This is a genomic window from Rhizobium sp. BK275 (assembly GCF_014193555.1).
Taxonomy (GTDB): Bacteria; Pseudomonadota; Alphaproteobacteria; order Rhizobiales; family Rhizobiaceae; genus Rhizobium.
Window position 1 is genome coordinate 122,994 of record NZ_JACHZL010000010.1, and the last position, 21,837, is coordinate 144,830.

A 21,837-nucleotide genomic window follows, 5' to 3' on the forward strand; every position below is an offset into this window, starting at 1 on the left:
AAGTGAAGGTGCGGGGGACCGCCTTCGCCGCCCATCGGTCCTAACCGAATTTTCCCTCGCCAGCCGACACGGCCAGGAACACCGCCTTCTGCGCCTCGAAAGCACGCTTATATGCCGGCCGTGCCTGCCCGCGCGCGATGTAGGCGCAGAGGTTGGGATATTCCTCCAGCAGGGGCGATCCCTCCAGCCTCAAGAGAACCGAGATCATCTGTAGGTCGCCGGCGCTGAAGTTCCCGTCCAGCCATTCGGCAGTGCCAAGCCGGGCGGAGAGTTCGCCGAGCCGTTTGCGGATGCGCCCGTGGACGTAGGTCTGCCGCTCTTCGTACCAGCTCTCCTTGCCCTCCTGGAATCTGGCGGTTTCGCGGTCGACGATGACGGGCTCCATCGTCGAGACGGCAGCAAAGAGCCAGGCGATGGCGCGGGCGCGGGCGTTGGCATCGTCAGGCAGCAGGCCCGGATGGTGTTCGGCAATATGCAGGACGATCGCGCCGGATTCGAAGAGGGCGAGATCGCCTTCCTCATAGGTCGGGATCTGCCCGAAAGGCTGAAGTGCCAGATGGGCGGGCTCTCTCATCGCCTTGAACGAGACGAGGCGGACCTCATAGGGCTGCCCCACTTCTTCGAGCGCCCAGCGAACGCGCATATCGCGCGCCAGGCCTCTGCCGCGATCGGGCGAGCGTTCGAAGGCGGTAATGGTAATCGTCATAATATCCTCCATGATCTAGCCGTCTGGAAGACGAGCGGCCGGGCGGGAATCCGACAGATGATGCCGGACATAATCCCTGCGCGGACCTAGCGGGGCCGGCCTTGCGCCATCGGTCAACCCCTGGAACGATAGCGTGCCGGTCACAAAGAGCGAAGCTTGTCAGGCTGCGTTCAGGTCGGAGGGCAGGGTGCAAAAAAAACGCCTGCCTAATGCGAGCCGAAGGTGTCTGCTGTGGTCATGGCAAAGTCGTCGAGGCCGCCTTTGATAAATCGAGGATGGCGGATGCGAAGGCATGAGGGGCCTCCTGCGGTAGATTGTGACCGGCGCCGGGTATGATCCGCCGTTCGTATCCCGCTTTGAAGTGGCGTTCATCGAGGTCGATCGTTACAGGAGGATCGACGCCATCATCTCCGCCTTGAAGAACAATCGTCGGCACGGTGATGTCCGGCTGCCTTGCCAATTGATCTTCTATGGCTGCAACACCGGGATCGCCGGGGCCATAGCCGAAGCGATGCCTGTAGGAGTGAATGACGACATCGACGAAATCGGGATTGTCGAAAGATGAGGCAGTGCGGTCGAAGGTTGCGCTATCGAACATCCATGTCGGTGACCAGATTTTCCAGATGAATTCGCATAGGCCGCGGCGGTTTTGTTCCAGGGCCTTGCGACCGCGTTCCGAGTGAAAATAATACTGATACCAATATCGAGCTTCTTCCTCGGGTGGCGCGGGGTCTCCCGCCCGAGCGATGTCCTGAATGTTGTAGCCCACGCCGCAGCTTACCAAACCGCGTACCCTGGTTGGCCAGAGAGCCGCAACGATGCACGCTGCACGCCCGCCCCAGTCATAGCCGCCAAGAAAAGCGGCCTCTATCGAGAGCGCCTCCAACAGGGCCAGCAGGTCCGCGCCCAAGGCAGCTTGTTCACCGGAACGCGGGGTATTTCCGGAGACAAAACTTGTGGCTCCAAAGCCTCTGAGAAAGGGCACAATGCAGCGGTGGCCGGAGGCTGCCAGTATTTCTGCCGTCTCGTCGTAGGCGTGTGCGTCATAAGGGAAGCCATGTAGCAATATGGTTGTTACCCCATCCGCCGGGCCTGTGTCGAAATAGGCAATATCCAGCGTTCCAGCACGGACTTTTTTCATATCAATGTCCCCCGGGAGAGAATTTCAGCTTAGCGAGGTCGTGCATGTGGTCAATGCCGCCTCGATCGCCACGGGCGGCCTGGCTCTGGAGGGCATGGCGCAAAAAAAGGCCCGCCTGGCTAGGGCGAGCCCAAGGTTGCCCTGGTCGGGCAGGGGAACGTCAAACGGTGGAAAGAGCCTCGCCGCTCCAGGCCTCCGGAGCCGCAGGCCGCGGAGCTGCGTTTTCGGCGGCGCGGCGGGCCTGCCGCTGGCTGGCGGCATCGAGCAGCGCGGCGAAGGAGGCAAGGCTGATCCTGTCGGCGCGCAGCATCTCGCGGATCAGCGGATCCCTCAGCATGTCCGATGCGGTCATCTCATCCATGGCCTGTCCTCCATATCCTTACCTATGGTAGGCTGCATTTGCAAAGAACACATGTCAAGGTGGTGGCAAAAGCAAGGCAGGGGCGGTTTCTGCGATAGGGCCTGTGCCACGGGGCTCTGCGCTGCCGCTTTCACGCCGGCAAGCCTGTTGCGATATAAATAAAGTGCCACGAGGGGCAGACCAGACGATTAGAGCGCAGGTATCACAGCCAGCTATGGCCTGACCATGCGGGTGCTGGGCGGTCGATCCGATTATGCCGGTATATGTTCGGCGGAGCCGGAAGCAACTGCCTCGGGCTCGCGGGTATCGGCATATTCAGAGGGATTCGAGGAGATTGAGGGCAACGGGGCTTATGCTAAGCTGCGGCCAGGGTGACTAGGCGGGAGGTTCGAGTGGACCCCAAGATCTCTTCATATGGGACTGTGCAAGAGGCGTCTTCACGCCCTCCGGCTATTGGCCTGCTCTTGGCAGGCGACAAGACTTATCCGAGTTTCGCCGCCTTCATGGAAGAGATGCAGGAGCTCGGCTACAGGGACGGTGAGAACATCCGCTTCGACGCGCGCTTCGCCCAGGGTCATCTGGAGGCTCTGCCGGCACTGGCGGCGGATCTCGTTCAGTGCGGCGCCGATGTGATCGCCGTGATCGGCGCCGTGACTTATTGGGCGGCACGCAAGGCGGCGCCGAATCTACCGATCGTCTTCGCGATCGTGCTGGACCCAGTCTCGGCAGGCATTGTTGACAACGCGCAACGGCCCGGCGGCAACACGACGGGATGCACGAACTTCGATCCGGAGCAAATCGGCGAGCAGATTCGTATCCTCAAAAGGGTAGTCCCCGGCCTCCGTCGTCTGGCGGTTCTGGGAGATGCGGGCGTACCGGACATCCTGCCGAACCTGGCAAGGCAGGAGGCAGAGAAGGAAGACCTGGGCGCACACATCTTTCTCCTGAAATGCGAAGACGATTTCGCGCCGGCCTTTGAAGAGTTCGCGGCACAGGGCGCCCAGGCTCTCATCTGCCTGGAAGTGCCGCGAACGACCACCCATGGGGCCGAGATCGTTCGGCGCGCCGCCATAGCCCGGCTTCCGGCGATTTTCAGCAGGGATCATGCCAGATTCGATCCGCCGATAGCCTATGGCACAAGTCTCGCCGCCGCAGCTCGCCGTATGGCGGTACAGGTCGATGAGGTTCTCAAGGGGATAGAGGTTGCCAGGATTCCTGTTCAGCATATCCGCCGCCCCGAATTGATCGTCAATTTGAATGCTGCCAGAGAACTGGGGATCACGCTGCCGGCGGACCTGATGGATTCGGCTATCAACGTTTAGCAGCAAGCGGCGAGCGACGGCGGTCGTGGTCATCGTCATGGCTGTTCTCCGTGAGCTCTCTGGCAAGATGACGAGCGAGCGGGCGCGCATTCGACAGCTGGTGCCAAATTTTGCCAATGGTCATGCTGCAGAATATCCGTCAGTCCCAGGTGCCGAGCGAGGTCGGCCCATTGTTCGAGCCACTACACCCATCTGCCGGCAGGCGCCGTCAACTCTTCGGGCCGAAATTGGACTACTGTCAACAGTCTTGAATTTCGTCCATCCGGTTGACACATCTGACTTGCATTAAAAAACCGAAAATTGTAATCTAACAAAAATCTAATTTAGCGTTATCTGGATAAAATAAGTGACGACTGGGGACTTCCTAAGAAATTCCAGGGGTTGGCTTGCCTGCTGCTGAATTGGGCATCGGGCCTTTTCCGTGCATGAAATGTTGTCGCTGTTTGAGCGGCTGTTTTGGAACTCAACGTCCGATTGCGACTTCCATCGGCGGCGGTCGTAATGTGCTGCGCAGAGTGTTCTAGTGCTGGAGATGGGGGCAAAAAATTGAAAAGAGCCGCTTCGCATATTTGGCGTTGATCATTGTAACGGTGTGTTCTGCGCGGCCGTGGCGGCTGATGCCCGTCGCCTTCAGTCTTTGAAAGCGCTTGGTGGAGAACCCAGTCTTTCCGTATCCGACAAAGAGGCGAGCAATGTCAGTGGCCGGGAGGCCGGGAAGGTTCAGATCCTCATCTTTGAAGATGGCCCGCTGAACGGCGCACCCCGGCTTTACGAAATGTCGCCGCCGAATCCGTGACCCAGGCAACGGTCTCTCAGCAGGCTCAAACACTCCGATTCATCAAGGCCAACCTTGACCGATCAGACAGAGCATACGTGGTTCAACCGCACCTGCGCTGGTCAAGAACCGCTGACGTAGCAACCTTACGCCTTTGCAGAGCGATATCTGCATGTCGAACTTAAGGAGGAAGCCGTGCCATTTAGACTTTCACGTGGCGGACCGAACGTTATCGCCGAAGTCCAGCGCTGGCAGTATTTTCTGCTCAGAATTGGCATCAATCAGGCCGGACAAATTGACGGCGATTTTGGCATGAAAACGGAGACAGCGACCAAATTTTTCCAGGTACAGTCTGGTTTGACTTCAAACGGCAAGGTCAATGACCAGACGCTTCAAAAAGCTGCAGAGCTCGGCTACACGATACTGCCGGACAACTATTATTCAGATCGCGCGGGCACTTCCTTCCCAGCTGAACCAAACAATCTTGAAAGTCCGTCCAACGCGTCACGCAACGCGGCTTTTACATGCTTTAAGTTCACTCAACGACCACGAGCGCAACGCCCGGACGCGGAAGCGATCGTTATGAAGGGGAGTTGCGACGGCGCCCTGCCGGATTGGACCGCGGCAAAAATCACCGAGATCCCTATGCCGCAACTCAGGTTCGCGCGCGGGTTTAACGGCAAGGTGCGCTGCCACAAGCTCGCTGCACCAATGTTGACCAAGCTGTTCGAAGCATGGGAACGGGCTGACCTTCTGCATTTGATCATGAGCTATGAGGGTTGCTTCGTGCCACGTTACAAGCGTAACCAGGCTCCGCCCGGCGCAGGCGGACACGGCGAGAAAAAAAGTGTCGATGTCAGCGCCCTCAGCAACCATTCGTTTGGCTCTGCATTCGACATCAATTTTCCCGACAATATGTTGGGTCATGTTCCCGCGCGCTGTGGCATGCGAGGCTCGACCCGGGAGCTCGTTCGTGCCGCTAACGATCTTGGCCTGTTCTGGGGGGGACATTTCAGCACACAAGACGGCATGCATTTCGAGATCAGCAAAGTGTCCTGATCAAGAAGCTGCCTGCTTGCGCGAAGCAGCCAAGGAGGACTTTATGAAGCGCCGAATGAACCCACTGCTTGCCGCTGGTCTATTGGCAATGTTGCTGCAAGGAGAGATCCGCCAGGCCGAGGCCGCGGACTGCCCCTTCGCGGACTGGCGTACCTACAAGAACACGGAGCTGCGCCGTACCGCCGATCACAAAGCATATTTCTGGATTACCAGCCGCACGGCGATCGATGCGGATGGTGCGCCAAGAGCCTATCATCCCGACGATGTCGGAACGCCATGCGGCGCCACCGGCGCAGGCCTCGATTGCCCTGCCAACGCCGGATATCCGAACAAGTCCTGGTGGCCAACGGTACTGGCTGCGGATCCTGCCAACCCGGGCAAGGCTTTCGTTCAGCCCTCGGGTCCTGCTCAAGGATTTTTTGTGTCCAAGACGGCGCTGCAGGACTCCGCCAACGGAAACGAGCGCGAAACGGCGCGCTATGTCGATGCTTCGACAATCCCGTATGTCGTCTTTCCCCGGCCGTTCTTCCAATTGGCGGGAACAGGCAAGCTGGGAGATCTGGGGATCGCATATCATCTCCAGACGGGGAAGAAGACAGCCTTTATCGTGGCCGATATCGGGCCTGACGAACCGCTGGGTGAGGGCTCGATTGCTCTGTTTCAGGCACTTGGCGGCAACAATCCGAACCCGCGCACCGGAGGCGGCGTGGCAAGCGGTAAGGTGTTATATCTCGTTTTTCCACGATCGGTCGAACAACGCGCCCGAAAGTGGCCAATGACACCGGCACAGATCGACCAGGCGGTCGAGACCTTGCTCGGGACTATCGGTGGCGAGAGTGTTCTTCAGACCTGTGCCTCCTCAGGCTGAGAGACCGGAGCCGGCAAAACCATGGCTCGACCCCGGTCAGGTTAGGGTGAGGGGGCCACACACTCAGGCCTTTCAGGTGTTCAAGCCGCCGGGGATGGTGAGCACGAATCCTTACAGCGAGGTTCGCCAGGAAGCGTGAACGACTGGAACGCTCATTCGTCCGACATTAGATAGAGCGTCTTGGTCGCCGGGAAACCGCCCAAAGCTGGTGTCTGAGCAACCCTGTCAACCGATCGAAGCAGAGATATGCCCAATGGATGAGAGCTGCCCCGTCCTCACCCCTGCCGAACGGCAGGTCAACGAGATCCTGAGTCGGACCGAACAGGCCATGTTTGCGACGGTGCGCAAAGCTATCGAGGATGCCAGGAACCGGGCCGGCGAAGAGCTGCAGACTGTCGGATCTCGGGAGATGCTGCCTGCCTATGATTATTTCGCCGCGGTGATGCATCAGAAACTGTTCCTGATGTTATGCGGCGCCGATCCCGATACGTTCGAGGGCGGGAATCCTGAGATCGCCGCGCGTCTCCTCGACAATGGCCGCAACATATCCATCCACTACTGGGCAGGCAAAGACCCGGCGAAGTCTGCGGGCTAGCAGCCGCACCTTCACATATCTCAAAACGCCCCCTTCAGCGCCTCCATCACCACTCGAACAGCCGGCACATCCTTGATCTCGGCGTGGACCACCAGCCAGACCTCCCGCGTCAGCGGATCTTCATCCTCGATCCGCTGCAGGCCATCCGGCACCGCGAAATCCGGCAGCATGACGACACCGCCGCCGAGCCTTGCGGCGGCGGCCTGGAACTCCAGAACCGATGAGCGGATCGCGATCGGCCGGCCGGCGGCGCGTTCGAAGAGGCGCAGTTGCTGCGGCGAGGCGTTCATGCCTTCGTCATAGCCGATGAAGGTCCATTGCGCCTCCGGCACGGTTTCGAGATAGGCCTTCGATGCATAGAGATGGAAGGCGATCTGCCCGATCCTGGCGATGGCGTAATCGCCATCTTCCGGCCGCGACAGCCGCACCGCGATATCCGCCTCCCGGCGGTTCAGCGAGGCGAGCCGCTTTTCGCCCACCAGCGTGATCTCGATGCCCGGATGCTGCCGCCTGACGGCGACGACAGGTTTGGCGAGAAGCACGCTCGACAGCGCCGGCGGGGCGCTGATCCGCACATGGCCGCGCATGTCGGTGGCGCTCGTGCGGCCAAGCTGCTCGATGACAGCCGTCTGCTGCGCGACGAGGGCCGCGTGCCTCGCAACCTCTTCGCCTTCAGCGGTCAGGACGATGCGCCGCCCGCGGCGGTCGACGAGCTTGCGGCCGAGGTTCTTTTCGAGCGCGCTGACGCGCCGGCTGATCGTCGCGTGCTCGACGCCGATCTGCCGTGCCGCCCCGAGAAAGGTTCCGGCCTGCGCCAGCGCCAGGAAATGCCGGATATCGTCCCAATCTATCTGTGTGAAATTGGCTATCTGTGTGAATTCCTTCCCAATCATTGTGCGACAATAGGGAATTTTCACACATATGACCACCGGCTAGTTTGTCTTCCTGTAACGGAGCCCCCACAAAGGAAATTGAACGATGACCGACCAGATCGTCCTGCTGAATGCCCCCGGCGATGTCACCCAGTTCCGGCTGCAGGATCAGCCGCCGCAATCCCCCGCTGCAGGCGAGGTCAAGATCCGTCATCAGGCCATCGGCACCAATTTCCTCGATGTCTATCACCGCAAGGGGCTCTACGCGCTGCCCTCCTATCCCGCCGTCATCGGCGTGGAAGCGGCGGGCGTCGTCGAAGAGGTCGGCCCCGATGTCACGGCGTTTTCGCCGGGTGACCGTGTCGCCTATGCCGGCCCGCCGGCCGGTGCCTATGCCTCCACCCGGATCATCGCTGCCGAAAGGGTAATCCGGCTTCCCGATGCGGTCTCGGCGAAGATGGCGGCAAGCTCGCTGCTCAAGGGCATGACGGCCTATATGCTTTTGAAGAAGGTCTGCAATGTCGGCGACGGCAGCACCGTTCTGATCCATGCCGCCGCCGGCGGGCTCGGCAGCATTCTCGTGCGCTGGGCCAAATCGATTAGCGCCACCGTCATCGGCACGGTCGGTTCGGCCGAGAAGGCAGCGCTCGCCGCCTCCTATGGCGCCGACCACCTGATCGTCGGGCGAGGGGCCGATATCGTCGCCGAGGTCAAGCGGCTGACTGATGGAAACGGCGTCGATGTCGCCTATGACGGCATTGGCGGCGATATGCTCCTGAAGAGCATTCGCGCCGTGCGACCGTTCGGTACCGCTGTCACCATCGGCCAGACCGCCGGCCCCATCCCGCCCGTTGCCGTGGAAGAGCTTCGGCCCGGCAAATCGCTCTGCCATCCGAGCATCATGGCCTGGTGCGCCGATATCGGGCGCTACCGCGAGGCCGCGGAGGCTGCGATATCAGCGATGGAGCGGGGTATCGTCTGCGAGATCGCTGCCGAATACGGCTTGGCGGATGTTGCGAAGGCGCATGAGGAGATGGAGTCGGGGCGGTCGGCGGGGAGCATATTGCTGCTGCCGTGATGGCGAATCATGCCGCATGAGAAGATTCGCGCATCGCCGGTTTTCTACCAGTCGCTGCACCTTTGAAACCCTTTAATACCGGTGTTTGTGGAGCCACAAATTGCGGCGCAATCGAATGATCGCGGAAGTTATGATCGGCCCCGAATTGTCAGGAAAGGGAGCGCGATAGGAGGTTTAGTTAAGACTAAATTATCAATGCGCTGTGAGATTTTATATCGGCCGGCAAGCTGGTCAGGCCACTTCGGGAGGAGACTCGCATGAAACGCCCAAGCATCAAGCAGGCCCTTGTTCTGACGCTGTCTGCCATCAGCATTTTCGTTATCAGTCTATCCTATGTTTCGCTGAGTACGATCTCCACGATCAGCTCGCACGCGGAGCAGATCGGGCACTTCTGGATGGAGCGGCTCGTGACGGCGCGCGAGATCAAGGGCAGTTTCCTCGATCTGCAACTGGCTTATTCCGATTTCCTCCTGGATACGACGGCCGAAGACCAGGGCGCCGGCACGCAACGGATCGCCACGGCGGCCACCTCCCTCGACACGTTCGTCCTCGACTATGAAAAGGGCGTTCGCACCGAGCGGGGGCGGGAACTGATCGATCAAATCAAGCCGGAGCTTTCCAAATTCCGTGACATGGCGGAGCAGATGGTCGCCCTGCAGACCAGCGGCAAGCCATCCGACGCCGCCCGCCTCTTCAAGGATATGATGGAGCCGCAGGCCAAGGTGGTGAACACTCGCATTGGCGATCTCGTTGAGTTCATCCTCAGCCAGGCGGGAAGTTTCGTGGCTGCGAGCGGCGCTTCGGCGAATTCGGCCTTCACGCTGACGGCGGCGATTGCAGCGCTCGCGGTGACGATCGCTGCGGCTGGCATTGTGTTCGCAATCCTGGGAATTGCCACTCCCATCCGCAGGATCGCATCCGCAATGGGGCGCCTGTCAGCCGGAGATCTCGACAGCGATATCCCCTATGCCGGTCGCGCCGACGAAATCGGCGACATGGCGGGTGCCGTCGAAGTCTTCCGGCAGAATGCGCTCAATGTGGTGCGGCTCGAAAGGGAGGCCGCAACAACGCGGAGCGAAGCCGAAGCGGCGCGCGCGGCGGCTCAGCGGCGGGCCGAGCGTGAGGCGGAGCAGTTGCGCTTCGCGACGACGGCGCTGGGTGAGGGACTGCGGCGTCTGTCGGAAGGCGACATATCCTTTCAGCTTTCCGAGCAATTCGCGGCGGAATATGAAGCGCTGCGCCAGGACTTCAACGCCTCGCTGCACCAATTGGGGATGACGATCGGTGCCGTGCTGCAGACGGTGCGCAGCATAGATAACGGCACCAGCGAGATCGCATCGGGTGCTCAGGACCTGTCGAAACGGACCGAGCAGCAGGCGGCTTCCCTCGAAGAGACCGCGGCTGCTCTCGATGAGATTACGTCGACCGTCTCGACAGCGACCAAGCGGACGGAGGAAGCACGTCACGTGGCGAGGGAAGCCAATGCCAGCGCGCAGCATTCGGCAACCGTGGTGTCGGAAGCCGAGCAGGCGATGCGCCGCATTGAAGGCAGTTCGCAGCAGATTTCAAACATCATCGGCGTGATCGATGAAATCGCCTTCCAGACGAACCTTCTCGCATTGAACGCCGGTGTCGAGGCGGCCCGCGCTGGCGAGGCGGGCAAGGGTTTCGCCGTCGTGGCGCAGGAGGTCCGGGAGCTTGCGCAGCGCGCCGCTCAAGCGGCGAAGGAAATCAAGGTGCTCATCCAGCAGTCGTCGGCCGAAGTCGAGAACGGCGTGAAACTCGTTCTCCAGACCGGAGCGTCGCTGAAGTCGATCGGCGACTATGTCGCGCAGATCAATCAGGTCATGGACGCGATCGCGACCGCGGCACGCGAACAGTCGACCGGACTCGCCGAAATCAACACCGCCGTCAACCAGATGGATCAGTCGACGCAACAGAATGCGGCGATGGTCGAACAATCGACCGCAGCCGTCGCGTCGCTGTCTTCAGAAGCAGGGCGTCTGCGCGAGCTGGTCAACCAGTTTCAGGTGGGGGCGACCGGGGCAGGCGAGCATGGATGCAACGCCCGGTCGGCTGAAACCGGCGCGGTGGTCGATCTGGTGGCTGCACGCCGCATCACGCAACGATGAAACCTGCGAGCGAGGAGCGCTGTCATGGAGCGGGCACCGTCTGCGGGGATCTCAACGGCAGCCCCGTCCCCTTGCAACGCAGCGTGTATTATAAACTGCGTAATACGACAGCTACAGCCTCACCTTGTGGGAAGCTGATAACCTCCTCCGGTAAAGGCCAGTCCGCTAAAGCCTCCGGCTCGTCCTCCCCGTCGACAGTGACGGTCCTGAGCCGTGAAGCGAGTTGGTCGAACGTGGTCCGCGCCTGATGCGACAACTCGGTCGAAACTGGGGAGAGGTCCTTTGATGGACCCCAGTAATCCCACGGCTTCAGTTCCAGCTTACGCAAGGCTGCCATTTCTCGAAGCAGGCTTCCCGCGACGAACCACTCCCCGCCAAGGTCGAGACTCGACACGCCAAATCGGGAGGCGATCTCCGGCTCGTCTTTGATCCGAAACCATGCCTCGCTTGCTGTTAGGAACCGCTCGCGCGGCACGTCCAGCGTATCGAAGGAAACTCCCCCGATCGCTGCAAACTCCACATCGAGCCGTTTCCAACGCGCGCCGTCATGCCATTCGCAAAGCCAATGATCTTCCCAATGCCCAGGCACCAGATAATCGGCAAACCCGACACGGAGGCGAGCGGGGGTGCCGCGCTCACGAAATCTGCTAACCGCCAGTATAGCAAAGTCCCGGCATACGCCGCCGACCTTGTGCTGTGCGGAAACGCCGTCAAGCAAATTGCGTTTTACGGCGACAGCCAGAATCTCTGCCACCGAACGAAGCTCCAGATCGGCGGCCTGTTCAGGTTTGAAGCCTCGTTCTTCGGACTCGGCCCCGCGAGGATGCTGCATGAACGAGCTGATCCACCGGGCAAATGACTTAGGCTCGACGCCACCGCGCATCAAGGTTTCGCGATAGGGGCCAGGTTCCGAGTAGACGCTTTGGGAAGCATAGAAGGATTTGTGCATTGGTGTCTCTTTCCGTTGAGATTGAGACACGACAAGAAGGGCAAATTTTCAAAAATTGTCAATCGAGCGACGCGGGCTACAGGCGGCCCGCGAAGTTTCTCACGAGCGCCAAACCTTCCGGCCAATCGCCGAGTTCGCTTTGGCCGTTGATGTGGCCGGCCGCACCGATCACCGTCAACGCGCTTCCCCATTGCTCTGCCCGCATCTCGGCATAGGGCAACGAACCATAGGGATCATCCGTACTTGCCACGATGAGAGAGGGAAATCGAAAGCGCGTCCGGGGTGGCTCTGCGAAGCTTGCCGCCTGTGCGGGAAAAGCCGGAGACGCCGGATCCGGCACGGCGACCAGCATTGCCCCCTTGATCGGCAGATCGGAACCTTCATGCCAATGGGCGACGAGCAGGCAGGCGAGGCTGTGGGCCACCAGAACGGGCGGCCTTCGCGCCGCACGCACGGCCTGCTCCAGCGCCGCGATCCAGTCGGAAAGATCCGGCTCGTCCCAGCTCGCAGGGTCGAAACGGCGGATGGAGGGATCGGCGCTCTCCCAACGGCTTTGCCAATGGAGCTCGCCGGAATTGCCGATGCCCGGCAGATGGATGATTTCGGTCATGCTTCGCCTCTTTAAATCTACGCATCAGGCTTTCCGAAAATGGATTCTGATTTTCGGGCCGATGCTTGTGATTACGGCATCAACATGACCGTTTACTCAGAGATGATAAATTGGCATTCATCGGAAAAGTTCACCGCAAACCGATGGATTCAAAGTCGATGGCAAAACATTTCGATAGTCGTGCCGAGCTCGATCCAACCGACATTGCCATGATCGAAACCCTGCAGGGCGACGGGCGCATCAGCGTTTCCGAACTTGGAAGAAGGGTCGGCCTCTCTCAGCCGGCAGCGTCGGAACGGCTGAAACGGCTTGAAGAACGCGGCATCATCAGCGGCTACAGGGCTGTCATCGATCCTGCTTCGGTCGGGCTCGGAATGATGGCGATCATCCGCCTGCGCACCACGCACGAATATATCAAGACCTGCCTGAAGCAGTTTTCGGAAATGCCTGAGGTCATCGAGGTTTTCAGGCTGACGGGAGAAGACTGCTTCCACCTGAAAGTCATCGTGCCTTCGCCGGCGGAGCTGGAGAGCATCGTCGATGCCATTGCCCGCTACGGCTCGGTCAATACTGCGATCGTTTTACGCAGCGAGCCCGCCAAACCCATCGGGCGCGCGCTCATAATGAAGGGCTGATTTCGCAGCAATCGCGATAGAGGTGCCATGGGCTTCGTTGCCAGGCTCAAACAGCGGCGTCGTATCGCAACGCGATACGACGAACTCGCCGCTTTCGTCAGTTTTTACGCATGTCGTTGCCGCAAAACCGCTACACACTTTTGCGCGACATGCTTTAATTCGATCTCACCGTCTTGCTGGCGATCAGCATCACGAGCTCTTCCGAGGCATCGGCAAGCGCCAGTGCCAGTTCCGCTGCTGACCATCCATGTTTCTGCAGATTGGTGAGCATTCCCATCATTGCGATTTCGACGTCCCTTCTGCAGTTCGCAGTCTGTTTCAATTCGATGTGGTTCTGGTCTTCGGTCGTGATCATCTTAGCCTCCGTTTGCCCATGAGAGGGCAGCTCGCATCAGAATTCTCCAGGTTCGATAGAATGGGGTTGCGCGTCAGCATCAGGCTCATACGCATAGACTCAAGCGCCTGAGCTTGCGTGCAACCCCTGCCTTCGTCACACCTGGCCTTGCCATCGATCGCCTCAATCCTCCCCCCAGTTGAGAGATCGAGGAGGCCTGCGCAGCCGGTTATAAGTATTCTTTTTGGCGACTGCGGGTTGAGTGACGAAGAGTCTCCGCAATAGGCCGAAGCCTATGCAGAACACGCACGGATATTTCCCGGACAGTTCATCGCTGTCCGCCTCGTATTCTGTGTTTCTTCTTGAATTACTGCCGTTTCACCTGGAATTGCTCCGTCTCGACGCGGCGCTGGCAGGTGAAATATTCTGGTCTTTTCTGTCTTCATTCAGGAATTAACCGTGGCTATTTAAATACAGCCATGGGACGCAATTGTCGTTATTCCCGCGTCCTGAAACTTATCGTTCCGTCCATTTCTGCTCCAAAAGGAGTATGAGACGGTATGAGAGGGTGAATGCAGGCATGACGGACGAAAGCACCGTCGATCGCGATCCCGGTCACAAAGCCGCCGCTCAATCGTCAGCAAATTGCCCCGCCACCGCCGCACTGTGCCCTCTTAAAGGTCCATCGTTGCGACCTCGCCAGCCTCCAGCGGCTGAGCGATCGACCGAGGCGGTCCTGCTGCCGATCAAATCATGCACGTGAAAAGGAATGACTATGATCACTCGTTACACACCCGTCGCAACGATGACCGCTGCGGTCTTCTGCCTGCTTGCCCTCGGCCCGGCATCCGCCGAGGACCTGGCCCAGGCGCAACAGCAGCCGCCGGCGCAGGGCCAAGCACCGATGCAAGGGCAGACCGGCGACAATGGTGCCGCCGCCCCTGTCAGCGATCAGAAAATCGACGCCTTTGCCGTCGCCTATCTGCAGGTCGACAAGATCAGGAAGGAATATTCGGCCAAAATCGGCGCGACGACGGACGAAGCTGCGAAGCAAAAGCTGCAGGAAGAAGCCAAGAAGCAGATGGTCGACACCGTCGAAGCCTCCAAGGACATCTCTGTCGAGGAATACTCGTCGATCCTGACGGCCGCACAGAGCGACCCGGCTCTCGCCAAGAAGGTTCTGGAAAAGATCGGCGCCCCGCCGCCGGCGCAGCAGCAATAGGGCTGCGCGCTTCTGCATAATCCTCAAATCGCAGAGGATTGCGTCGAGGAATTCAGCTCGATTACTGGGGCAAGGTCAGCGCCATCCTGGCCTGGTTCCCCCGATCACCGACGATCGCCTTCTGCTCGTTCGCCAATATCGGCATGCGGCGGGCAGGTTCTTCCTGGAAATACCGGGAGGCGGCCTCGACGAGCGGGACGTCGACAGCGAAAAGGCAGCCCGCCGCGAACTGGAGGAGGAAACCGGCTACATTGCCCAAAACTGGCAATTGGTCAGCACGCTATATCCAAATCCGGCCTCTCACACGAACCGCCTTCACACCTATCTCGCAACCGGCGCCGAGCCCAGGTATCAGCAACGGCTCGATGCCGGCGAGGAGGGCCTGACCGTTCATGCCCTTCCCATTGCGGAGGTACTGGATGGGTTGCAGGCCGGCTTGATCGGCCAGGCCCTTCATGTCTCGTCCATACTTCTGGCGCTCCGGGTGGCCGGGCGGCTGAGATGATAAGCCGGGCACGCCGGTCGGTCCCCTTGCGTGCCGCTCATCCCTGGGCTATATACTGAACCATATGGTTCAGTATTCGACAGCTCGTCTCGATGCCTCGTTCGCCGCGCTTTCGGACGCCACCCGGCGCGGCGTTCTGGAGCAGCTCGGACGTGCGGACGCTTCGATCACGGACCTTGCCGAAAAGTTTCATATGACCCTTACGGGCATGAAGAAGCATGTCGGCATTCTGGAGCAGGCGGGGTTCGTCACCACTCAGAAGGTCGGGCGCGTGCGCACCTGCAGGCTCGGCCTGCGCAGGCTGGAGGAAGAGGCGGCCTGGATCGAGAGCTACCGCCGGCTCTGGGACGCACGCTTCGATGCACTGGACAAACTTGTCGAGGAACTGAAACAGAAGGAGAAGGACGATGGAGAGTAAGCCTACCCTGACGAAAAACCCCACGACGGAGGTTCGCAAGTCCGAGCGTGAGCTGGTCATTACGCGAACCTTCAATGCCCCCGCGCGCATCGTGTTTAAGGCATGGACGACGCCCGAGCTGTTCATGCGGTGGTGGGCGCCGAAGTCGATGGGCGTGCCCTTGCTTTCCTGCGGGATGGATGTTCGCGTCGGAGGCGGCTACCGTGTTGCGTTTGGCCACGATGCCTCGAGCGCCACGGAATTCTTCGGCAAATATCTCGAAGTGATACCGAATGCGCGCCTGGTCTGGACGAATGAGGAAAGTGATGACGCTGCCGTGACCACGGTGACCTTCGAGGAGAAGGACGGCAAGACGCTGCTCACCCTGCACGAACTCTATCCCTCGAAGGAAGCGCTCGACGAGGCCTCCGGTATGGAGGGCGTGATGTCCGAGCAATTCGAGCAACTGGACGAGCTTCTCGTCGAGATGGGCGCGGGACGGGCGTGAGGCTAGCCGGCCGCCTGGCTTTAGGCCGGTCCAGAGAAAACCCCGCCCCAAACCCATCCTCTCGGATGCCGGGGTCGAGCCACGGGTCTCGACCCGTCCTTCGGACCCCCACAAGGAGGAGGGGTTGGGGAGGGGTCTTTTTCAGCGTCCGCTTACCTCAGCCGCCCGGCCACCCGGAGCGCCAGAAGTATGGACGAGACATGAAGGGCCTGGCCGATCAAGCCAGCCTGCAACCCATCCAGTACCTCCGCAATGGGAAGGGCATGAACGGTCAGGCCCTCCTCGCCGGCATCGAGCCGTTGCTGATACCTGCGCTCGGCGCCGGTTGCGAGATAGGTGTGAAGGCGGTTCGTGTGAGAGGCCGGATTTGGATATAGGGTGCTGATCAATTGCCAGTTTTGGGCAATGTAGCCGGTTTCCTCTTCCAGTTCGCGGCGGGCTGCCTTTTCGCTGTCGACGTCCCGCTCGTCGAGGCCGCCTCCCGGTATTTCCAGGAAGAACCTGCCCGCCGCATGCCGATATTGGCGAACGAGCAGAAGGCGATCGTCCGGGGTGATCGCAACGATATTGACCCAATCGGGATAGGACATCACGTAATAGGGCGAAATCGTCACCCCGTCCGGCGTCAGGCAGTCGTCGGCACGTAAATTCAGCCACCGATCCTGAAGGATCGTCCTGGTTTCGAGCACCTTCCAGCCATCGTCCATGCAAGATTCCCCTGTTTTCGATCTCTTGGATCCCGGACAATAGCGTATGTCCGTTTTTTTTGAGTAGCGGAAATGCTGCAGCCGTGTGAGACGTCGATTTCATGAACCGTCTCTGCTATCGATCGGCTTTTGCCGAGCCCCCCGCATCGATGGTCCGTCTTCTCGTCACCTATATGGAACAGCTTGTGCCCCCGTCCGGCGTTGCGTTGTCATCTCCCGTCGCGGCCGCCGGCATCGCCAGGGAGCGTCCCGATGCGGAGGGCTATCTTCAGCTTTATCGATCCGTCGGGATGCCGCTGCAATGGAACGAGCGTCTGCGGATGACAAGGGAAGGCCTGTTGGCGTTCCTGCGCAGCAGTTCCACCGCTCTCTACATTCTGCGGCATGACGGACGATCCGTCGGGCTGTGCGAGTTTACGGGCGTCGGCGAAAGGGAGGTGGAGCTGAAGCACTTTGGCCTCATTCCCGAGGTCCAGGGCCGTCGTCTCGGGCCTTATCTTCTGGATTGGTCGCTGCGGGCTATATGGGCTTATCTGCCTGACCGCGTGTGGCTCCGCACCGACACCTGGGATCACCCGAAAGCCAAAGCCACCTACGAGCGCATCGGCTTCAGGGCCTATGCCGAAGTCTGGGAAGAGTTTGCGGACTGATCCTGCGTCGCAAGCCATCGCCTGCCACGGCAAGCCGGGGCAGGGTGCGTGCCCCCTGAAAGAGCACGCACACCATCAATTGACGATCAGCGAAAGCCGCCGGCGGCGGTCAGTCGCTCGCCGGTCAGCCAGCCGGCGTCGTCGGAGGCGAGGAAGACCGCGATTCTCGCGATATCGTCGGGCTGGCCGATGCGCCCGAGCGGGGTCTGGGCCACGGTGGTGTGCTCCAAATCGGAGCCGATGACGCCTATGCTATGCGTGCCTTCGGTCTCGATAATGCCGGGCAGGATGGCGTTGACGCGGATCTTGCGCGGGCCGAGTTCATTGGCAAGCACGCTGTTGATGGCGTCCACCGCTCCCTTGGTCCCGGCATAGACGGCGGTGGCGGGCGGAGCCATGCTGGTCACCACGGAGGAAATGTTGATGATGCTGCCGCCCTCGCCAATGTGTTTGACGGCGGCCTGGGTGGTCAGCAGGAGGCCGAGTACGTTCACGTTGAACTGGCGGTGATAGTGTTCCTCGGTAATCTCGTCGATCGCCCCGAATTCGTAAACGCCGGAATTGTTGACCAGCACGTCGAGACGGCCGAATTCCTTGATCGCAGCGTCGATCAATCCCTGTGCCTGCTCGGCCTTCGAAACATCGCCCTGTACCGCGATGGCCTTGCCGCCGGCGGCCGTGATCGTCTCGACGACGGCGTCTGCACCCGCCTTGCTCGAGGCGTAGTTCACCACCACTTTTGCACCCTCTGCGGCGAGCGCCCTGGCAATCGCAGCGCCGATCCCCTTGGAGGCTCCTGTCACGACGGCGACTTTTCCAGCAAGCTTAGACATATCAGTTCCTTTCGACCCGGAGTGCCGCCGGGAGTGACGGCTTTCGTTCCGTAGTTCAGAAATTCGGAACTGTTGATCATGATATCAAGTGGCCCTATATAAAAAATCATGAGACCGCTCTTTCACCCAGCCATCGAGGACTTGAAGCCGGAAGCGATCCTCTATGCGCTCTCCGATCCCGAGCGCGTGGCGATCTTCGCACAGATCGCGGGCGTCGGCTCCAGCGGCACGTGCACTGCGCTTGCCAATCTGGGCGGGCGCGTCATCCCCAAATCATCGCTGTCGCAGCATATGAAAGTGCTGCGTGAGGCCGGCCTCATCCGGGGCGAGCGTCATGGCGTGGAGATGCGCAACCATTCGCGCTGCCAGGAAGTGGATCAGCGCTTCCCCGGTCTTATCGCGGCCATCCTCAGCGCTTACGGGCGGCGGCCGGAGGAGACGAACGCAGGGTGAGCCAGACGGTCAAGGTATGCGTGCGCGCCTGAGAAAGTCTCAGGCTCCAGACCGCCCGCCATGTCTAAAGGTGTGCGAATGAGGCGAGCAGGTCGGCCGCGACGACAAGATCGTGCGTTTCGAACCCTTCCGTGAAGTCATCATAGACGGGCTGCAGCATCTTGCGTGCATCATGCGCCCGCGACGAGACATGCCGGAGCCTTGCGAGATCGCAGGCCGATCGCAATCGCCACGACAAGGCGCCGATTTCCTGGGCCAGCGCGATCGACTCGATGAGAAGCGTCTCCGCCTCATCAGGCCGGACCTCGGCCATTAGAATCGAGGCCCGGATGCGCAGAAGCTCGGGAACGCACCACTGCTCGTTCTGCGCATGGGCGCAATCGAGCGCTTCCTGGATGGTGGCGGCGGCCTCCACCAGGCGGCCGCACTTGGCCAATGCGTCCGCAAAGCCGCCGAGATAAAAAGGGAACCGTGCCAGATGCCGGATGGCGCGGAACTCCCCGACAGCTTGCTCGAGCAGACCCAGTGCTTCGGCCGACGTGTCGCCCTGAGCGCAAACCACGGCACCGCGACAGAAGATGGCGACCGGTCGCCAGATGACGATGCCATGCCGTACGATCTGCTCGTCGAGCATCGCGGCAATACGGCCGCAGTCCTGGTAACGCCTGCTCATGAGGAAGGTCAGGCTCGCCCATGCGAGCGCATTGCTCAGAGAAAGCTCATGCCCGGTCTTTCGCGCGAGCGCGATCGTCACTTCCGTCGTCTGCACGGCCGTGTCGGTGAAACCCGTAAGCCACTGTATGTGCGACAGGATGTTCCCGACGTCGACATTTCTGTCATACAGGAAACGCGCGAACCGCGGGTCGTTGGAGTCCTTCAAATAGTTTCCGTAAAAGCGTTCGATGCGTTGCCGGGCGCCTTCAAACCGGCCTATGAACAGATCGGCTACGGCCAGATGCGTCTCGCCGGCCGGCAATGCGGAAGGGTCCGCTGCGGCGGCGACTGAAACGAAGGTTTCAAGCGTTGCGATGCCGGCATCGTGTTCGCCGCCGAACAGTTGATATGTTCCGATCATCCGCAGGCAACGGAGTTGATGGTCGACATCGCCGATCCGAACGGCAATTTCCAGCGCCCGTCGCATGGCGTCCATTGCCTCGGGTATGGCGCCGCGCATGAACATCGTCGCGCCTGCGAACGACACCTGAAGCTGCATCTCGGCCGCCGTTCCGACAAGTCCGGCTGCATCCAGTTCCTCAAGCGCCCGCGCTACGCGAATGCGGCATTCTTCGGTAAGAGAGAAGTGGTTCCAGAGCAGGCATCCCGCGACAGAGAGCCGGATGTGCAGCGATCTGTCCGCGGCAGCCCCTCCGGTCCAGTCCAGCGCCGAGCGCAGGTCGTCGAGCGTGCCTCCATAGGCGCGTGCCCAATCCGGGGCAGGGCGGATGGCCCACTCGCTCGATGCGCGCTCCAGAACCGCACAAATATGCTCCGCATGCCGGCGGCGGACGATCTCCTCCTCGCCGCTCGATTGCAGCCGTTCGAGACAGTAGGCTCGCGTCGTATCCAGCAGGCGATAGACAAGCTTGTCGGCAACGACATCCACGGAAAGCAGAGACTTTGCGACGAGGTTGGCCACGTCATCGATCACCCGCACCCGTTCGACATCCTCACCGGCAACGGCGCAGGCCGAATCGAGATCGAACGAACCGGCAAGGACCGACAGTCGGCGCATGACCGCGCATTCGCCCTGCGAGAGAAGATCATAGCTCCAGTCGATCACTGCCGCCAGTGTGCGATGGCGCTCGGGTCCGGCGCGATGCCCGCTCAGCAGCCGAAATCGATCGTCCAGATGCGCGAGCAGTCCGTCCGTGCCGAAGGAATCCACGCGCGTCGCCGCAAGTTCGATCGCCAATGCAAGACCATCGAGCCGCCGGCAAATCTCCGCGACCGTCACTGCATTGGCGTCGCTCAGTTCGAACGACTCGAGCCTGTCGGTCGCGCGATCCACGAAGAGCTGAATGGCGGGATACGTGAGCGCTTCGGCTGCTTTCAAGTCGGACGACGCGGGCGGCGCGTCCAGCCCCGACAGCCTGCGGACGCGTTCGCCTCTCACGCGGAGCGGCTCCCGGCTGGTGGCGAGAATCCTGATGCGTGGCGCTTCGGCCAGTATCCGATCCGCACAGAAGGCCGCCGCTTCGATGATATGTTCGCAACTATCGAACAGGAGGAGCATCTCGCAATCGCGGAGATAGCTGCCTAAGGCAGCCAGCATATCCGCTGAGTGCGTTGCCAGACCGATTGCACTCGCAATGGCAAAGGGAACAAGCGAGGGATCCTTCAACGGCGCCAGATCGATCAGCCAGACGCCGTCTCCGAACGACCCGATCTTCTGCTCGGCGACGGCCAGCGCAACCGTCGTTTTTCCGATGCCGCCGGCACCGACGACCGAAACCAGCCGGGATGCGTCCAAATCGCGCCTGACGCCTTCGATCGCATCAGCCCGCCCGAAGACCCTCGTGGTGGCGATCGGCAAATTGTGTCTCCGTATTGCCGCGGCCGTCGAGGATGGCGCGAAGCCAGACAATCCATTGACCGCGACTGGCGCGATGAACCGGTAGCCCCGGCCCGTAACGGTGGCTATGTATTGCGCGGCCCCAATGCCATCGCCGAGGGCTCGTCTCAAGGCAGCCATGTTGACCTTGAGGTTGCCATCATCGACGACAACGTTCGGCCAGACGCGCGCCATCAACTCGCTCTTGTTCACGAGTTCGCCCGGGCGCTCAACCATGACCGTCAGGATGTCAAGCGCGCGGCCTCCTATCCGAACCGGGGCATCGCCTTGCAAGAGCAGCTGGCGGTCTGGAATGAGCACGAAAGGCCCAAAGGAGAAGGATCGGGAAGGCCGCTCGTCAAGGTCGCTCGTCACAATCTTTTTCCTTCGATGAAGGCCACGAGATCAGAGAAAAGTCTCGCCGTCCGCATCGTCGAAGCTGGCGTGGGTCGGAGCGGCGGAGCTCATAACCAGATTTTACCAAAATTAACGAGCGGCAGATGGCATACACATGTAGATTGGCTGCGTAAGCATAAATCCGGTGCCCCCGAGCATTGATAGTCTTGCGTAAAGG

At 60.6% G+C, this 21,837-nt stretch carries 23 protein-coding genes; 13 read left to right on the forward strand and 10 right to left on the reverse strand.

Annotation, left to right across the window (positions count from 1 at the left end; genetic code table 11):
* Positions 1 to 40: 40 nt before the first annotated feature.
* From FHT82_RS27635 to FHT82_RS27645, 3 genes are all read right to left on the reverse strand, one after another.
* On the reverse strand, positions 41 to 706 hold the full coding sequence (locus tag FHT82_RS27635; RefSeq protein ID WP_183735900.1) for a glutathione S-transferase family protein: 666 nt from the start codon (positions 704 to 706) through the stop codon (positions 41 to 43).
* 235 nt (positions 707 to 941) lie between these two features.
* On the reverse strand, positions 942 to 1,847 hold the full coding sequence (locus FHT82_RS27640; RefSeq protein WP_183735901.1) for an alpha/beta hydrolase: 906 nt from the start codon (positions 1,845 to 1,847) through the stop codon (positions 942 to 944).
* Positions 1,848 to 2,007: 160 nt separating this feature from the next.
* On the reverse strand, positions 2,008 to 2,208 hold the full coding sequence (locus tag FHT82_RS27645; protein WP_183735902.1) for a hypothetical protein: 201 nt from the start codon (positions 2,206 to 2,208) through the stop codon (positions 2,008 to 2,010).
* 392 nt (positions 2,209 to 2,600) lie between these two features.
* Here FHT82_RS27645 and FHT82_RS27650 point away from each other — a divergent pair, with 392 nt between their 5' ends.
* The 4 genes from FHT82_RS27650 (at position 2,601) to FHT82_RS27665 (ending at position 6,827) form a co-directional block, all read left to right on the forward strand.
* Positions 2,601 to 3,530: an ABC transporter substrate-binding protein gene (locus tag FHT82_RS27650; protein WP_183735903.1), complete on the forward strand. Its 930-nt coding sequence runs from the start codon at positions 2,601 to 2,603 to the stop codon at positions 3,528 to 3,530.
* Between the two features lie 970 nt (positions 3,531 to 4,500).
* Positions 4,501 to 5,364: a M15 family metallopeptidase gene (locus FHT82_RS27655; protein WP_183735904.1), complete on the forward strand. Its 864-nt coding sequence runs from the start codon at positions 4,501 to 4,503 to the stop codon at positions 5,362 to 5,364.
* Between the two features lie 16 nt (positions 5,365 to 5,380).
* Positions 5,381 to 6,232 (forward strand): glycoside hydrolase family 75 protein, encoded by an 852-nt coding sequence (locus FHT82_RS27660; protein ID WP_183735905.1) that lies wholly within the window; start codon positions 5,381 to 5,383, stop codon positions 6,230 to 6,232.
* Positions 6,233 to 6,485: 253 nt separating this feature from the next.
* Positions 6,486 to 6,827 carry a hypothetical protein gene (locus FHT82_RS27665; RefSeq protein WP_183735906.1) on the forward strand — a complete coding sequence of 114 codons (342 nt, stop codon included), beginning with the start codon at positions 6,486 to 6,488 and terminating at the stop codon, positions 6,825 to 6,827.
* A gap of 20 nt (positions 6,828 to 6,847) precedes the next feature.
* On the opposite strand, the gene FHT82_RS27670 is transcribed toward FHT82_RS27665, so the two are convergent.
* On the reverse strand, positions 6,848 to 7,720 hold the full coding sequence (locus FHT82_RS27670; protein WP_183735907.1) for a LysR family transcriptional regulator: 873 nt from the start codon (positions 7,718 to 7,720) through the stop codon (positions 6,848 to 6,850).
* Between the two features lie 85 nt (positions 7,721 to 7,805).
* Between FHT82_RS27670 and FHT82_RS27675 the strand changes: the two genes are divergently transcribed.
* Both FHT82_RS27675 and FHT82_RS27680 read left to right on the forward strand, forming a co-directional pair.
* Complete coding sequence (locus FHT82_RS27675; RefSeq protein WP_183735908.1) at positions 7,806 to 8,777, forward strand: quinone oxidoreductase; 972 nt, start codon at positions 7,806 to 7,808, stop codon at positions 8,775 to 8,777.
* 257 nt (positions 8,778 to 9,034) lie between these two features.
* Complete coding sequence (locus FHT82_RS27680; protein WP_183735909.1) at positions 9,035 to 10,909, forward strand: methyl-accepting chemotaxis protein; 1,875 nt, start codon at positions 9,035 to 9,037, stop codon at positions 10,907 to 10,909.
* 88 nt (positions 10,910 to 10,997) lie between these two features.
* Here FHT82_RS27680 and FHT82_RS27685 read toward each other — a convergent pair whose 3' ends face one another.
* Both FHT82_RS27685 and FHT82_RS27690 read right to left on the reverse strand, forming a co-directional pair.
* Positions 10,998 to 11,858 carry a transglutaminase-like domain-containing protein gene (locus FHT82_RS27685; protein WP_183735910.1) on the reverse strand — a complete coding sequence of 287 codons (861 nt, stop codon included), beginning with the start codon at positions 11,856 to 11,858 and terminating at the stop codon, positions 10,998 to 11,000.
* A gap of 76 nt (positions 11,859 to 11,934) precedes the next feature.
* A complete protein-coding gene (locus FHT82_RS27690; protein WP_183735911.1) occupies positions 11,935 to 12,468 on the reverse strand; it encodes an alpha/beta fold hydrolase in 534 nt (177 codons plus the stop codon).
* A 158-nt stretch (positions 12,469 to 12,626) separates the two neighbouring features.
* Between FHT82_RS27690 and FHT82_RS27695 the strand changes: the two genes are divergently transcribed.
* Positions 12,627 to 13,103 carry an Lrp/AsnC family transcriptional regulator gene (locus tag FHT82_RS27695; protein ID WP_183735912.1) on the forward strand — a complete coding sequence of 159 codons (477 nt, stop codon included), beginning with the start codon at positions 12,627 to 12,629 and terminating at the stop codon, positions 13,101 to 13,103.
* 154 nt (positions 13,104 to 13,257) lie between these two features.
* Here the strand turns inward: FHT82_RS27695 and FHT82_RS27700 are convergent, their stop codons facing one another.
* Complete coding sequence (locus FHT82_RS27700) at positions 13,258 to 13,458, reverse strand: hypothetical protein (RefSeq protein WP_183735913.1); 201 nt, start codon at positions 13,456 to 13,458, stop codon at positions 13,258 to 13,260.
* Between the two features lie 754 nt (positions 13,459 to 14,212).
* Here FHT82_RS27700 and FHT82_RS27705 point away from each other — a divergent pair.
* The 4 genes from FHT82_RS27705 to FHT82_RS27720 all read left to right on the forward strand — a co-directional run bounded on the left by FHT82_RS27705 (position 14,213) and on the right by FHT82_RS27720 (position 16,069).
* Positions 14,213 to 14,659: a DUF4168 domain-containing protein gene (locus tag FHT82_RS27705; RefSeq protein WP_183735914.1), complete on the forward strand. Its 447-nt coding sequence runs from the start codon at positions 14,213 to 14,215 to the stop codon at positions 14,657 to 14,659.
* Between the two features lie 103 nt (positions 14,660 to 14,762).
* Positions 14,763 to 15,164 carry an NUDIX hydrolase gene (locus FHT82_RS27710; protein WP_348647668.1) on the forward strand — a complete coding sequence of 134 codons (402 nt, stop codon included), beginning with the start codon at positions 14,763 to 14,765 and terminating at the stop codon, positions 15,162 to 15,164.
* A gap of 64 nt (positions 15,165 to 15,228) precedes the next feature.
* A complete protein-coding gene (locus FHT82_RS27715; protein ID WP_183735915.1) occupies positions 15,229 to 15,582 on the forward strand; it encodes a metalloregulator ArsR/SmtB family transcription factor in 354 nt (117 codons plus the stop codon).
* Entirely contained in the window at positions 15,572 to 16,069 is a 498-nt protein-coding gene (locus FHT82_RS27720) for an SRPBCC family protein (RefSeq protein WP_183735916.1), read from the forward strand. The genes FHT82_RS27715 and FHT82_RS27720 overlap by 11 nt, the downstream gene beginning before the upstream one ends.
* A 152-nt stretch (positions 16,070 to 16,221) precedes the next feature.
* Here the strand turns inward: FHT82_RS27720 and FHT82_RS27725 are convergent, their stop codons facing one another.
* On the reverse strand, positions 16,222 to 16,776 hold the full coding sequence (locus FHT82_RS27725) for an NUDIX hydrolase (protein WP_183735917.1): 555 nt from the start codon (positions 16,774 to 16,776) through the stop codon (positions 16,222 to 16,224).
* Positions 16,777 to 16,877: 101 nt separating this feature from the next.
* Here FHT82_RS27725 and FHT82_RS27730 point away from each other — a divergent pair, with 101 nt between their 5' ends.
* A complete protein-coding gene (locus FHT82_RS27730; RefSeq protein WP_246698236.1) occupies positions 16,878 to 17,426 on the forward strand; it encodes a GNAT family N-acetyltransferase in 549 nt (182 codons plus the stop codon).
* Between the two features lie 86 nt (positions 17,427 to 17,512).
* On the opposite strand, the gene FHT82_RS27735 is transcribed toward FHT82_RS27730, so the two are convergent.
* Positions 17,513 to 18,259, reverse strand: a complete 747-nt coding sequence (locus tag FHT82_RS27735) for a glucose 1-dehydrogenase (RefSeq protein WP_183735918.1) — start codon at positions 18,257 to 18,259, stop codon at positions 17,513 to 17,515.
* A 108-nt stretch (positions 18,260 to 18,367) separates the two neighbouring features.
* On the opposite strand from FHT82_RS27735, the gene FHT82_RS27740 reads away from it, so the two are divergent.
* Complete coding sequence (locus FHT82_RS27740; RefSeq protein WP_183735919.1) at positions 18,368 to 18,712, forward strand: helix-turn-helix domain-containing protein; 345 nt, start codon at positions 18,368 to 18,370, stop codon at positions 18,710 to 18,712.
* Positions 18,713 to 18,776: 64 nt separating this feature from the next.
* Here the strand turns inward: FHT82_RS27740 and FHT82_RS27745 are convergent, their stop codons facing one another.
* The gene (locus FHT82_RS27745; RefSeq protein WP_183735920.1) at positions 18,777 to 21,638 is read right to left on the reverse strand and encodes a winged helix-turn-helix domain-containing protein; all 2,862 of its coding nucleotides are present in this window, start codon (positions 21,636 to 21,638) and stop codon (positions 18,777 to 18,779) included.
* Between the last annotated feature and the right edge of the window lie 199 nt (positions 21,639 to 21,837).

Bases quoted from the DNA above. Each gene is read 5' to 3' on its own strand.
- FHT82_RS27635 (WP_183735900.1), bottom strand. From the start codon at position 706: ATGACGATTACCATTACCGCCTTCGAACGCTCGCCCGATCGCGGCAGA.
- FHT82_RS27640 (WP_183735901.1), bottom strand. From the start codon at position 1,847: ATGAAAAAAGTCCGTGCTGGAACGCTGGATATTGCCTATTTCGACACA.
- FHT82_RS27645 (WP_183735902.1), bottom strand. From the start codon at position 2,208: ATGGATGAGATGACCGCATCGGACATGCTGAGGGATCCGCTGATCCGC.
- FHT82_RS27665 (WP_183735906.1), top strand. From the start codon at position 6,486: ATGGATGAGAGCTGCCCCGTCCTCACCCCTGCCGAACGGCAGGTCAAC.
- FHT82_RS27670 (WP_183735907.1), bottom strand. From the start codon at position 7,720: ATGATTGGGAAGGAATTCACACAGATAGCCAATTTCACACAGATAGAT.
- FHT82_RS27675 (WP_183735908.1), top strand. From the start codon at position 7,806: ATGACCGACCAGATCGTCCTGCTGAATGCCCCCGGCGATGTCACCCAG.
- FHT82_RS27680 (WP_183735909.1), top strand. From the start codon at position 9,035: ATGAAACGCCCAAGCATCAAGCAGGCCCTTGTTCTGACGCTGTCTGCC.
- FHT82_RS27685 (WP_183735910.1), bottom strand. From the start codon at position 11,858: ATGCACAAATCCTTCTATGCTTCCCAAAGCGTCTACTCGGAACCTGGC.
- FHT82_RS27690 (WP_183735911.1), bottom strand. From the start codon at position 12,468: ATGACCGAAATCATCCATCTGCCGGGCATCGGCAATTCCGGCGAGCTC.
- FHT82_RS27695 (WP_183735912.1), top strand. From the start codon at position 12,627: ATGGCAAAACATTTCGATAGTCGTGCCGAGCTCGATCCAACCGACATT.
- FHT82_RS27700 (WP_183735913.1), bottom strand. From the start codon at position 13,458: ATGATCACGACCGAAGACCAGAACCACATCGAATTGAAACAGACTGCG.
- FHT82_RS27705 (WP_183735914.1), top strand. From the start codon at position 14,213: ATGATCACTCGTTACACACCCGTCGCAACGATGACCGCTGCGGTCTTC.
- FHT82_RS27715 (WP_183735915.1), top strand. From the start codon at position 15,229: ATGGTTCAGTATTCGACAGCTCGTCTCGATGCCTCGTTCGCCGCGCTT.
- FHT82_RS27720 (WP_183735916.1), top strand. From the start codon at position 15,572: ATGGAGAGTAAGCCTACCCTGACGAAAAACCCCACGACGGAGGTTCGC.
- FHT82_RS27725 (WP_183735917.1), bottom strand. From the start codon at position 16,776: ATGGACGATGGCTGGAAGGTGCTCGAAACCAGGACGATCCTTCAGGAT.
- FHT82_RS27730 (WP_246698236.1), top strand. From the start codon at position 16,878: ATGAACCGTCTCTGCTATCGATCGGCTTTTGCCGAGCCCCCCGCATCG.
- FHT82_RS27735 (WP_183735918.1), bottom strand. From the start codon at position 18,259: ATGTCTAAGCTTGCTGGAAAAGTCGCCGTCGTGACAGGAGCCTCCAAG.
- FHT82_RS27740 (WP_183735919.1), top strand. From the start codon at position 18,368: ATGAGACCGCTCTTTCACCCAGCCATCGAGGACTTGAAGCCGGAAGCG.